Consider the following 12,379-nt stretch of genomic DNA (forward strand, 5'->3'; position numbering starts at 1 on the left):
TAGACTATTCTTTTCATCGAAAAATAGCCGTTTTATGCTTTTATTCTAAAATCAAATAGGGTTTTACTCTTGAAAAGTTCGATTTTGAAAAAATTTTCTTCTTTTGCAAAATTACTAAATCATCAATTAAACCTTTTCTCTTTCTTAAACGAACGATATCCAATGCTTCTTTATAACTTATATATGGATGAGCATTTAATTCATCAACTGTCGCTTTATTAATATTAATTAAGTGCAAATCAATTGTATCTACAAATACATATGAACGAATACTATCAATTCGACTCAGCCTTAAACCATATACATCGTTCAATTGATCTACATTATAAAAACCACCCAACTTTTTTCGATAGTTCATAATTTGCTTAGAAAAATACGAACCAATTCCTGGTAAAGATTGCAAGCCAATAGAATCTGCATGATTTAAATCAACTAAAATTTTATTAACAAACACTTTCTTGGGTATATCTATATAAGGTCCAAGCTCAATATACTTTAAAGAATCAAAACCATAAATTCTTTTCAAGTCTTGAGCCTTATAAAACTGTCCTCCCTTTGATAAAAACTTATTTATTCTATTAATGACAGCTAATTTAACTCCTAGACTATCCCAAGCACTTTTACTAGTATGGTTAGGATCGAAAGAAAACAAATAAGTTTTGGTCTCCAATTTATTTGATCCTATCTGAATAAATTTCTCATACTTCTCGAAATCAGAGGAACTAATTCCATAAATATCTTTCAACTCCTCTTTTTTACTAAACTGTCCAAGCTTACTTCTATATCGAATAAAATTGCGGGTTTGAAATTCAGAAAAACCTAAACTTAGTAAATCCATTGAATCGACTTGATTAAGATCAAAAGGCTTTAATTTAGCTTTAAATTTAGAAGTAGATAAGACCTTTATAGAAGCAATATGAATAAATGGTTCTAATCTAAGATACAAATCATCAGTCATGCCATAGATTTTCTTCAAATCACCTTTACGTGCAATACGACCACCCGACTTTCTATAAGCCAATAGATTTTTAGTCAAGAAATTTGAGAAACCCAACGATAACATTCCTGAGCTATCAATACGATTAGGATCAAAGGAAAATAACTTATAAGAAACACCCCTATTATCTTTCTCTTTTGAATTGACAGACATGGAAATCAACAAACTATCCAATGTCTTTTGCTTCGCAGTATTGTTTTCCCATACTGGAACTTTATTATTAAAAAAGAATAAAGGGTACATAAAAACAGCAAGCACAAGAGCTAAAAGAATAATTAGACTCTTTCTTTCAGAAGATGAAAACGAGAAATAAGTTTTTAAATGCTTTTTAAAAGACATATTAAATAAGTTGAGGTCATAATGTTTCTTTGTAAGACTAAGATAATTAGACTACTGAAGTTATATTATTTTTTTCACAATACAAATATATCTATCTGATACCACACAAAAAAAAACAAAAATTTCGAAGGTATATTTATCATTAAAATCAAAAACTTAGCCTTGATACTCTTTTAAAATATCAGCAACATCACCAACAGCAACACGTCCATAAGTACGCTCTCCAATTGTAACTACTGGAGCCAAACCGCAGGCGCCTACACAACGTAGACATGAGATGGAAAACTTACCATCTTCAGTTAACTGACCAACAGGTACTTTAAGTTGCTTTATAAATTCTTCTAGGACTTTATCAGACCCACGAACATAACAAGCTGTTCCCATACAAACAGAAATAGGGAACTCACCCTTAGGTACCATCGTAAAAAATGAATAGAAGGTAACTACGCCATAAACGTGAGCAACTGACACATTCAATTCACGAGCAATAACCTCCTGAACTTCAGCGGGAATGTAACCAAAGTTTTTTTGAGTTTGATGGAGAACATTAATCAGCTCGCTGCTTTCGTTATTAAATGATTTACAGATTTCAATAAGTTTGTCGAGCTTATCTTTTCCTAATTTTATTTTTGCCATAATACTTATATTTAAGATGTGAGATAAAAATCAGATGCAAAGATCTAAAAACTCACATCTAAATTCTCATATTTACGATCTCATATTTACTTAAACTATTCGATTACATCCTTTCTGTCGAAATAGTGAGTATGTAGTAGTTTATGCGACAATTCACCACAAGGCTTACCTAAGAACTCTTCGTACAATTTAATGATATACGGATTTTCATGCGATTTACGAATTGCCTTACCAGCATCTTCGCGATAAAGAGCTGCAGCACGTTTAGCTATAATAGAGGCATCACCGTGGTGCAACGGTTGGCCTCCCCCTCCAATACAGCCGCCAGGACAAGCCATAATTTCAATAGCATGATATTGAGATTTACCATCTCTGATTTCTTCAAGAAGCTTACGAGCATTACCCAAACCATGAGCAATACCAATGTTTAACTCGAGTCCATTAAAATCGACTTTAGCACTACGAACACCTTCCATACCACGAAAAGAAACAAAGTCTACCTTCTCTAGTGTTTTTCCTGTATAAATCTCATAAGCTGTACGAATTGCAGCCTCAATAACGCCACCTGTAATACCAAAAATGACACCAGCACCTGTTGACTCTCCCAAGGGGTTATCAAAATCCTCATCAGGAAGCGTAACAAAGTCCATATTGGCTTGTTTAATCAAGTTAGCTAATTCCCGTGTTGTGATAGAATAGTTTACGTCTGGATCACCATCAACTTTAAATTCATCACGCTGACATTCATATTTTTTAGCCAAACAAGGCATAACAGAAACAACAGTCATATCCTCACGCTTGATACCCATTTTATTTGCCAGATAAGTTTTAGCAATAGAACCAAATATTTGCTGAGGTGAACGAGCTGTTGAAGGAATATCTTTCATATCCGGAAAGTGATGTTCAAAGAAATTAACCCAAGCTGGACAACATGAGGTTAAAATAGGAAGTTTCACCTTTTTATCGCCTTTTAAAAACGCATCAAGCCGTTGGAGCAACTCAGTACCTTCCTCCATAATAGTAAGATCGGCAGCAAAGTCAGTATCAAATACTCTATCGAAACCTAAGTTACGAAGTGCAGCAACCATTTTGCCCGTTACCAATATTCCCGGTACCATTCCAAATTCTTCGCCAAGAGCTGCCCTTACAGCAGGAGCCGTTTGAACGATAACAGTTTTATTAGGATCTGCAAGATCTCCAATCAAATGATTGGTATGATCCTTCTCGGTAAGAGCTCCAGTGGGACATACAGCAACACATTGTCCGCAATAAGTACAAGGCGATTTCTCAAGATTCATCTCGAAAGCAGGTGACACAACTGTTTCAAAGCCACGATTAATTGCAGAAAGCGCACCTACTGTTTGCACCACATTACACATTGTTTCGCAACGACGACACATGATACACTTATCCATATCACGAATAATAGATGGAGAATAATCTACCCTATAAGTTGACTGTTCACCTTTATAATGAATCTCACGAACACCTAAATTATTAGCCATAGTCTGCAAATCACAGTTTCCTGATTTTGCACAAACCAAACAATCGGCTGGATGATCAGAAAGTATTAATTCCATGACTGTTTTACGGGCATTTAAAACTCTCATGGAGTGCGTTTTGATATTCATTCCAGCCACACATTTTGTATTACACGAAGATGCTAGATTTTTTCTTCCCTCAACTTCGACAACACAAATACGACATCCACCTGGGTTATGCTCAATATCCAAATCCTCAAGGTGCATATAACAAAGCGTTGGTATATCAACACCAATTATTTTAGCCGCCTCAAGAATAGTAGTTCCTTGGACAACCTCTATATCTTTATTATCAATGGTTAACTTTATCATTTGTTCCATTTCTAAGCCTCCTTATTGTATACTAATGGCATTAAATTTACAGGCATCCATACAAGCACCACACTTAATACATTTTTCAAAATCGATAACATGAGCTTTTTTTCGTTCTCCAGAAATACAATTCACCGGACAATTCTTGGCACAAAGCGTACAACCAACACAAAGTTCAGGATTTATAGCATATTGCAATAAAGCCTTAAATCGTCCTGCAGGACATTTATGATCTACAATATGAGCGATATACTCATCGTAGAAATTATCAAGAGTAGACAAAACTGGATTTGGAGACGTTTGTCCCAATCCGCAAAGAGAAGTATCTTTAATTACACCACTTAAATTACGCAATAAATCTAAATCGTTTAGAGTTCCTTCGCCTTTAGTAATCTTATCTAATATTTCATAAAGACGCTTATTACCAATACGACAAGGTGTACATTTGCCACAGGATTCCTCAACTGAAAATTCGATATAGAATTTCGCCATAGAAACCATACAATCATCCTCATCCATAACAATCATACCACCCGATCCCATCATAGAGCCAGCTGCCAGAAGGTTATCAAAATCGATTGGTGTATCGAGATGCTTCTCTGTTAAACAACCACCAGAAGGGCCACCAGTTTGAACAGCTTTGAATTTTTTTCCATCTTTAATACCACCACCAATTTCGTAAATTACTTCTCGAAGTGTTGTCCCCATAGGAACTTCAATAAGTCCAACATTATTAATATTTCCTGCCAAAGCAAAAACCTTAGTTCCTTTTGATTTTTCAGTTCCGATAGAACTAAACCATTTAGCACCTTTGTTGATAATAACAGGAATATTAGCAAAAGTCTCCACATTATTTACATTCGTTGGCTTACCCTTATATCCTGATTCCGTTGGGAAAGGAGGTTTTATTGTTGGTTCACCACGAAGTCCTTCCATGGAATAAATCAAAGCCGTTTCTTCACCACAAACAAAAGCTCCAGCACCATAACGCATCTCAACGTCGAAATTGAAACCCGAACCTAAAATATCATTCCCCAACAAACCATACTGCCGAGCTTGATTAATTGCTACTTTCAAACGTTCAATAGCAAGTGGATATTCAGCTCGTACATATATAATACCTTGGTCAGCACCTATTGAGTATGCACAAATAGCCATTGCCTCAAGTACCGAATGCGGATCTCCTTCGAGTATAGAACGATCCATAAATGCGCCTGGATCTCCCTCATCAGCATTACAAACCACATATTTTTGATCAGCTTTGTATTTAGAAGCAATCTCCCACTTCAAGCCAGTTGGAAACCCTCCTCCTCCACGTCCGCGTAAACCAGATTCTTTAATCACATCAACAACAGTCTGTGGTAACATTTCGAAACACTTCCCTAATGCGCTATAACCATCACGAGCAATATATTCCTCAATATTTTCGGGATCAATAAATCCACAATTTCTAAGAGCAACACGAATCTGTTTCTTATGGAGACCACTATTTTGGGCATTACTTACAACTTCTTTATTAATAGTAGCGGCGTAAAGTAAACGTGATACCTGTCGACCTTTAATAATATGCTCCTCAATAATTTCTTCAGCATCTTCAGGCTTCACTTCAATATAAAAGGTGTTATCGGGAAGAATTTTTACGATTGGCCCTTTTTCACAAAAGCCAAAGCAAGCTGTAGTCACTACCTGAACTTCATTCTCAAGACCTTTAGCTTTAAGTACAAGTTCAAACTTATTTTGAATAAGCTCACTTGCAGATGCTCTACAACCTGCTCCACTACAAATAAGAATATGCATTTTATACTTTCCCATAACAGCGATTAGGTTTAAATATTAGTCAATAGTATTATAGTTTACAGGAATAATTCCATCAACCAATTCACCATTCTTAATATACTTCTCAATAATTTCATTAGCTCTTTTTAAATCAACATCTCCAAAAACGATAGGTTCTTCACCCGGCAAAGTCACTTCGATGGTTGGTTCTGCATAACAATAGCCCATACATCCTGTTTGAGTAACAAGGGCTAAAATTCCTCTCTTGGAACATTCTTCAATAAAGTAATTCATCACCTCTTTTGCACCAGAAGCAATACCACAAGTAGCCATAGCAATTTTAACTTGGAACATACTATCTGGAGCATCACACTTTGCTATAAGATCCATTTTCATCTGAAAATTTTCTTTTATTTTCTTTAGATCTGTAAGAGATTTTACTTTTGCCATAATCTCAAATGTTTAAGGTTCGAATTATATTATCGTGATCATATTCTCGTTTATTATAACTTTTAGAGAAACATGCCATTCATTTTATAGAGATATTCCATAGTAGGTTAATTTGTGCACTCTGCCTTGTAACTAAAGATACAAAAAAGCCAAAAGCTTTCCATATTTACACACTACATTTCCCTTCTCTAAGAGCACTAGTTACTAATATATAACACCTGAATTGGAGTTTGAAATTCATAAAAGCTGAATAATCCTTCAATTTAAAAAAAATATTAAGTATCAATTATTATCTTAATTCGTAACTTTCAATCATTAAAAATATAGTCACCCATATCAATACGCTTTCTTCTTATTAAACTCTTTTTTCTTTAGTAGATGTATAAAAAAAATCAAAATATATTACTTCTAATTCAAGAATTAGAACCAAACAAAAAAGCTTTAAATCATGCTCTAAAAATCGCCAACATATTTAAATCTAAAGTCTTAATCTCGACTTCTCCTTTCTCAAAAAACAAAATAGAACAGACCGATATTGAGGCTTATATATCAAAATTAGAGCATGTTAATACAATTACACTAGACAACACGAAAGAAGAACCAAACAAAAGCATTGAAAAACTCAACATTATTTTCCTAATCATAGAAATTAACAATAAAACGGATTTCAAGTTGTTTTTGAAGAACAACATATTCTCCTGGATACTAAAAGCAAAAATTCCATCATTACTAATTAGTAGAAACACTTCGAGCAATACCGATTATTCAAATATTATCCTACCTATAGATCATAAAAAGGAATCGAAAGAGAAAATGATTTGGGCAAGTTATTTTGGTCGATTCAACAATTCAGTCGTTCAACTTATTCTAGCCAATGAGAAGGAAGATGTATCCATGAAAACAATTAGAAACACGTTAGCATTCACAAAAAAGATGTTCTCACAATTTATTTTTGAATATAAAATTCACAAATCTAAATTACCTAGCAAAAGTATTAACGAGGAAGCCTTTAAAACATCAACAACTCAAGAGTCTGACCTTGTGATTTTAATGACTGATAAAACAGAAGGCATTCTTTTTCCAAGGTATAATTCATCAAAAATTAAACACTATATGAATACATATTCTAATCCCATACTTTTAATAAATCCTATGAAAGATTACTACCTCCCCTGCGATAGTTAACAAACTACGTTATGAATTCAGCTGTAAATAATAAAATAAGGACAAACATTACAATTTGGCTCGACTGTGATTTTGATTGATAAACGAACTGTTATAATAAATCACTCTAAAATAGAGGTTTGTAAAAAAGACTAATTCAAAGTATTTAAATATTCTTTTTCCTCATTTTAATAAAAAAATTACCATTAATTTCGGGGTACAAATAGAACAAACTCAGAATACATCTATTACTATAAAACATGGATATTTTCAATCTCATTTTTCACACTTGGTACGGTGGGTTAACCTTAATGATAATCTGCTCTCTTATAATTGCAAAATCGTGCAATATATTTGAGGTGGCAACAGACTATCTAGGTCGAAATATGAGCGAAGGCGTTAAAGGAGCTTCCTTAAATGCCATTGGATCATCAATTCCAGAACTATTAACAACTGTCTTTTTCTTAATCTTTGCTACTCATGCCAATTTAGCTCGTGACTTAGCTGCTAGTATTGGTGGTAATACCGGTTCGGCCATATTCAATAGTATTGCCATACCCATGCTAGTAATAGGAACAGTTATTGCAACAGTTCCTGGCGTAGTTGGTCTAAAAATCAGCAAAAAAGTTGTTATTCGAGATGGCTTATTTCTTATTACTGCAGAACTTCTACTTATCGTACTCCTTTCTAGTAAATACATTACACATTGGCACGGTTGGGCTTTCACTTTATTCTACCTCATATACCTAGCTTACACCTTCTTATCAATGAAAAAAGGTAAAAACCCAGAACCACAGTCAAGTGATCATAATGACGATAGTGAACAAGGAAAATATTTAAAATATGTATTAAAAACAGGAACAGGAAGGAAGCGTAGAAGTTGGTTACTCTTAGTAGGATCCACTCTTATTATTGCAGTAGCTTGTTCTGGATTAGTGGAAGGCTGTAAAGGTATTTCAAACTCACTAGGAATTAACCCTCTTTTTGTAGCATTAATATTAATTGCAGCCGCTAGCAGTGTACCAGACACTATCATTTCTATTCGAGATGCAAAAAAAGGGAACTACGACGACTCTTTATCAAACATCTTAGGATCTAATATTTTTGACATCTCAATTAGCTTAGGACTTCCACTAGCTTTATTTTTATTATTCACCGGACAAAAGATCGAATTCTCTGAAGCTGGTTCAACCTTAGTTGATATCCGAATCGTTTTATTAATTGTAACACTTATAACAATTGCCATTTTTTACTTTAGTACCATTCTAAAAAAGCGTCATGTCGTCTTTTTAGGTCTTCTTTACACTATATTTATTTTATACGCAATTGGTGCTGCCGAGTATTATTCTGGTAGTAATTCATTACTATCACAAGCCTCAGGCTCTTTTATTCAATATCTCAGACAACCTAATGGTCTTGGAGAACATCTTCAGAGACTAGCAGATTATATTACTTCTGGTTGGTAAAATTTTGTACTTGATAATTACCGCCATAACTTTAAATTCAAATCACTAATTCTATCAATCATGTTTAGTTCATTCGAAATCATCTATAAATTCTCATTACAATTAATATTGAGCTTTTGGATTATAGTCTGGTCTATATTGTCGTGGTACGGAGTCGAATTAGTTTTCGGAATAAGCCTATGGCAAATTCCGTCAACAATATTAGGTACACTTCTAGCTGTTATAACTGGAGTCTATTTTTACTCTATTCTTTCTATTCCCTATAAACTATCAAGAAAATTTGATATCATAAAAGATAAGGTTGCCTTAGAATCCTATCAGAACTGTGACGATTTTCAAAAAGAAGTTGCTGATTTCATTATTGATTTTTTTAATTACCCAGGTACCAATGTCATCGGCGGAAACTTCCATTTTAAAGGATGCAAAAAATACATTTGTAATTCTGGAGAACAAATCGATAATTTCAAATCTGACTCAATTACAAAATATAAACTGAAGTCAGGCAAAAGAGCCGTCTATATTCCAATTAAAATTGCTGAGCATGACTTAGGAGATATGTTGTTAATAATGGAAGGTTGGACATTACCACTTTTTAAAAGTATTATGGCTGACTTTGAAAATTATTTTCTTGATGATCAACTTTTCCATGTCCTAAATTATGTGACTAGAAAACAAGTTGAAAAGAAAAATTAAGCTACAACAAAAATATTTCAGGATATCTTATCAGCTATTACTTCTAATACTAAGCACCTTAGGATTTATTAACATTTCACATCATAATAATTCATCCTAAAGCCTTTCTTTATTGAAATATTTTAGCTAATTTCATGACAGAAAGATTAATCAAAACGGCATTTACAAGCCACACGTGCACATTTTACAACTGATCAGTTACTATTTAACGAAATATTAACTCATGCTCTTAGGGGCACTAAAATATAGGAGGACCTGTGATGAATATGAAAATACAATCCGTAGGCTTTAAAGCCGATAAAAAACTTGAGGATTTCATCAATCAAAAGTTAACTAAACTAAATAAGTTTGATAGTAATATTAGTGATTATAACGTCACATTAAATATTGAAAATTCAGATCCTAAAGCCAATAAGGTTGTTGATGTAAAAATTAACGTTCCTGGGAATGAACTTTTTGCTTCAAAACAATCTAATTCTTTCGAAGCAGCTGTAGAACTTGTTACAGATGCTTTAAAAACTCAGATCTTAAAAAATAAAGAAAAATAATCTTCTAGTATAGTAAGAAAGCCCTGATACACTTATCAGGGCTTTTTTTTAGTCTTCAAAATCAATTTTTCTATGTGTTCCATCACAAAATGGCTTATTCTTTGATTTACCACAACGACAGAAAAATGTATCACCTAGTTTAATTTCTCTTTGCCCATTTGTATTGATCAAAGTTATTGGACCTTCAATCATCAATGGACCTTTTGGTATAACCTTTACTTTTAATCCAGATTCAATTGCCACAGGCTCCTCACTCTTTTCTTTCTCTGGTATATTAATATAAAATGATAAGGCCTTTGTTGGACATTTCTGTACTTGTTTAATGATCTCCTCATTAGTAGCAGCATTAATTTTTATCCAAGGTTGTTCTCCTGGTTTAAAAACCGAAGCTAAACCCTTTGCACACACTCCAGAATGAATACATAAATCACTTTGATACACAACAGTAATTTCACCATTACTGTACTCTTTTTTTTTATTTTTCATATCAGTAATTATTTAGATATTATTAGCTATTCGACCTAATTCATAATTTAACACTTAAAAATGAAAAATTCATTAGATATTTATAAAAAAAAATCTTCAAACTAAAAACCTCATCCTTAAAACACTAGCAAAACTAGGGACTACCGAACATCAAATTCTTTCTATTTCTTTAACAAAAGCACTTGCAGATATCAGTATTTATCCTACTTTTGTCGCAGACAAGACAAAAAAATGACTTGTTTACAGACGGGTGTAGCTCAGTTGGCAGAGCACTGGTCTCCAAAACCAGGTGTCGGGAGTTCGAGTCTCTCCACCCGTGCAAAAAGAAAGCCTTTTGAAGATATCTTCAAAAGGCTTTTTTCTGTTTAATTTTTTACTGTATTTTATTCGGTCATCATATTGTGAAAAGCTTCAGCGCAACGCTCACCATCCATAGCTGCAGAAACAATTCCACCCGCATAACCAGCTCCTTCACCACATGGGAATAATCCAGCAACTTGAACATGCTGCAAACTTTTATTATCACGAGGTATTCTTATAGGAGATGACGTTCTCGACTCCACTCCCAATATAACAGCCTCATTAGTGAGGAAGCCTTTAGATTTCTTTCCGAAGGCTTTAAAACCTTCTTGTAAACGATATCGAATATTCTCTGGCAGCCACTCATGCAAATCAGAACTCTTTAAACCTGGCTGGTAAGACGAATCAGGAAGATATGAACTGTGAATTCCGTTAACAAAATCTGCCATTCGTTGAGCAGGTGCTGTTAAATCAGCTCCTCCTTTTTCGAATGAAAGTTTCTCTACCTTCTCTTGAAATTTTAAACCAGCTAATGCACCAAACTCTTTAAACTCATTTATATCATCTTCCATAATTTCTACAGCCATTCCTGCATTCGCAAAAGCTGTATTTCTTCGTGATGATGACATGCCATTAACAACCTGTTGATTTTCACCCGTTGAAGCAGGTACAATTACTCCACCAGGACACATACAGAATGAATACACACCTCTACCGTCAACTTGCTGCACAAAACTATAGCTTGCTGCTGGTAAATATTCACCACGACCTTCTGGGTTATGATATTGAATTTGATCGATTAAATTTTGAGAATGTTCTATTCGAACTCCCATTGCAAAAGTTTTAGCTTCAATCTCAATTTTTTGTGAGTCTAGAAGATAATAAATATCTCGAGCAGAATGACCAGTTGCAAGAATTACTGATTCGGCCTTAATTTCTTCGCCACTTTCAATTCTTACGCCTAATATTTTATTTTCTTTTACCAATAAATGATCAACCTTTGTCGAAAATCGAACTTCTCCTCCAGCCTGAATAATACTTTCTCTTATTTTTACAATCACCTTAGGCAATACATCAGTTCCTATATGTGGATGAGCATCAATCAAAATATCTTCTTGAGCACCATGAAAATGAAGAACTTCTAGGATTTTCTTCAAGTTACCACGTTTTTTGGATCTAGTATATAGCTTTCCATCTGAAAATGTACCCGCTCCACCTTCTCCAAAACTGTAATTTGAATCTGGATTAATAACTCTATCTTTATGAATAGCAGCCAAATCCTTCTTACGATCTTCAACACATTTCCCTCTTTCCAATACAATTGGGCAATAGCCTAATTCGATAAGTCTAAGAGCTGCAAACAAACCTCCTGGCCCAGCGCCAACAACAATTACTTTCTTTTTATCTGAAACATCTTGATAAGTAAAATCAGACAATTTTATATCAGGAAATACCTCATCATATGCAACACGAAAACGCATGTTCATCTTGATATTCCTTTGTCGTGCATCAACAGATCGTTTTAAAAGCTGGATTCCTGTGATTCTCGAGGCATAAATTTTCAAACTATTAGCCACTAAAGGTTTATAGAAACGTTCTTCCGAAGCTTCGCGCGGACTTAAAACCAAATTAATATCGGTAAGCATAGTATAATATATAAAGGGTAAGTGT

Annotated in this window: 11 protein-coding genes and 1 tRNA gene; 5 read left to right on the forward strand and 7 right to left on the reverse strand. The window is 34.0% G+C overall.

What is annotated here, in order from left to right; genetic code table 11:
- Positions 1-40: 40 nt before the first annotated feature.
- The 5 genes from EMN46_RS10640 to EMN46_RS10660 all read right to left on the reverse strand — a co-directional run bounded on the left by EMN46_RS10640 (position 41) and on the right by EMN46_RS10660 (position 6,051).
- Positions 41-1,336, reverse strand: coding sequence for a helix-hairpin-helix domain-containing protein (locus EMN46_RS10640; RefSeq protein ID WP_154200789.1), 1,296 nt, complete (start codon positions 1,334-1,336; stop codon positions 41-43).
- 156 nt (positions 1,337-1,492) lie between these two features.
- Complete coding sequence (locus EMN46_RS10645) at positions 1,493-1,972, reverse strand: NAD(P)H-dependent oxidoreductase subunit E (RefSeq protein WP_154200790.1); 480 nt, start codon at positions 1,970-1,972, stop codon at positions 1,493-1,495.
- Between the two features lie 95 nt (positions 1,973-2,067).
- A complete protein-coding gene (locus EMN46_RS10650) occupies positions 2,068-3,834 on the reverse strand; it encodes an NADH-dependent [FeFe] hydrogenase, group A6 (RefSeq protein ID WP_154200791.1) in 1,767 nt (588 codons plus the stop codon).
- Between the two features lie 12 nt (positions 3,835-3,846).
- Entirely contained in the window at positions 3,847-5,637 is a 1,791-nt protein-coding gene (locus EMN46_RS10655; protein WP_154200792.1) for an NADH-ubiquinone oxidoreductase-F iron-sulfur binding region domain-containing protein, read from the reverse strand.
- 21 nt (positions 5,638-5,658) lie between these two features.
- On the reverse strand, positions 5,659-6,051 hold the full coding sequence (locus tag EMN46_RS10660) for a ferredoxin (RefSeq protein WP_154200793.1): 393 nt from the start codon (positions 6,049-6,051) through the stop codon (positions 5,659-5,661).
- Positions 6,052-6,429: 378 nt separating this feature from the next.
- Between EMN46_RS10660 and EMN46_RS10665 the strand changes: the two genes are divergently transcribed.
- From EMN46_RS10665 to raiA, 4 genes are all read left to right on the forward strand, one after another.
- Positions 6,430-7,236, forward strand: a complete 807-nt coding sequence (locus tag EMN46_RS10665) for a hypothetical protein (RefSeq protein WP_154200794.1) — start codon at positions 6,430-6,432, stop codon at positions 7,234-7,236.
- Positions 7,237-7,475: 239 nt separating this feature from the next.
- Positions 7,476-8,681, forward strand: coding sequence for a sodium:calcium antiporter (locus EMN46_RS10670; RefSeq protein WP_154200795.1), 1,206 nt, complete (start codon positions 7,476-7,478; stop codon positions 8,679-8,681).
- A gap of 60 nt (positions 8,682-8,741) precedes the next feature.
- Positions 8,742-9,374 (forward strand): hypothetical protein, encoded by a 633-nt coding sequence (locus EMN46_RS10675; RefSeq protein WP_154200796.1) that lies wholly within the window; start codon positions 8,742-8,744, stop codon positions 9,372-9,374.
- Between the two features lie 260 nt (positions 9,375-9,634).
- Positions 9,635-9,922: a ribosome-associated translation inhibitor RaiA gene (gene raiA / locus EMN46_RS10680; protein ID WP_154200797.1), complete on the forward strand. Its 288-nt coding sequence runs from the start codon at positions 9,635-9,637 to the stop codon at positions 9,920-9,922.
- 48 nt (positions 9,923-9,970) lie between these two features.
- On the opposite strand, the gene EMN46_RS10685 is transcribed toward raiA, so the two are convergent.
- Positions 9,971-10,408, reverse strand: coding sequence for a (4Fe-4S)-binding protein (locus EMN46_RS10685; protein ID WP_154200798.1), 438 nt, complete (start codon positions 10,406-10,408; stop codon positions 9,971-9,973).
- A 246-nt stretch (positions 10,409-10,654) separates the two neighbouring features.
- Here EMN46_RS10685 and EMN46_RS10690 point away from each other — a divergent pair.
- A tRNA-Trp gene (locus EMN46_RS10690) sits at positions 10,655-10,727 on the forward strand.
- Between the two features lie 64 nt (positions 10,728-10,791).
- On the opposite strand, the gene EMN46_RS10695 is transcribed toward EMN46_RS10690, so the two are convergent.
- Positions 10,792-12,354, reverse strand: coding sequence for an NAD(P)/FAD-dependent oxidoreductase (locus tag EMN46_RS10695; protein ID WP_154200799.1), 1,563 nt, complete (start codon positions 12,352-12,354; stop codon positions 10,792-10,794).
- Positions 12,355-12,379 lie beyond the last annotated feature (25 nt).

The organism is Ancylomarina sp. 16SWW S1-10-2 (assembly GCF_009669305.1).
Classification (GTDB): Bacteria; Bacteroidota; Bacteroidia; order Bacteroidales; family Marinifilaceae; genus Ancylomarina.

Excerpts from the sequence above, each read along its gene's own strand:
- EMN46_RS10640 (WP_154200789.1), bottom strand. The coding sequence starts at position 1,336 with ATGTCTTTTAAAAAGCATTTAAAAACTTATTTCTCGTTTTCATCTTCT.
- EMN46_RS10645 (WP_154200790.1), bottom strand. The coding sequence starts at position 1,972 with ATGGCAAAAATAAAATTAGGAAAAGATAAGCTCGACAAACTTATTGAA.
- EMN46_RS10650 (WP_154200791.1), bottom strand. The coding sequence starts at position 3,834 with ATGGAACAAATGATAAAGTTAACCATTGATAATAAAGATATAGAGGTT.
- EMN46_RS10655 (WP_154200792.1), bottom strand. The coding sequence starts at position 5,637 with ATGGGAAAGTATAAAATGCATATTCTTATTTGTAGTGGAGCAGGTTGT.
- EMN46_RS10660 (WP_154200793.1), bottom strand. The coding sequence starts at position 6,051 with ATGGCAAAAGTAAAATCTCTTACAGATCTAAAGAAAATAAAAGAAAAT.
- EMN46_RS10665 (WP_154200794.1), top strand. The coding sequence starts at position 6,430 with ATGTATAAAAAAAATCAAAATATATTACTTCTAATTCAAGAATTAGAA.
- EMN46_RS10670 (WP_154200795.1), top strand. The coding sequence starts at position 7,476 with ATGGATATTTTCAATCTCATTTTTCACACTTGGTACGGTGGGTTAACC.
- EMN46_RS10675 (WP_154200796.1), top strand. The coding sequence starts at position 8,742 with ATGTTTAGTTCATTCGAAATCATCTATAAATTCTCATTACAATTAATA.
- raiA (WP_154200797.1), top strand. The coding sequence starts at position 9,635 with ATGAATATGAAAATACAATCCGTAGGCTTTAAAGCCGATAAAAAACTT.
- EMN46_RS10685 (WP_154200798.1), bottom strand. The coding sequence starts at position 10,408 with ATGAAAAATAAAAAAAAAGAGTACAGTAATGGTGAAATTACTGTTGTG.
- EMN46_RS10695 (WP_154200799.1), bottom strand. The coding sequence starts at position 12,354 with ATGCTTACCGATATTAATTTGGTTTTAAGTCCGCGCGAAGCTTCGGAA.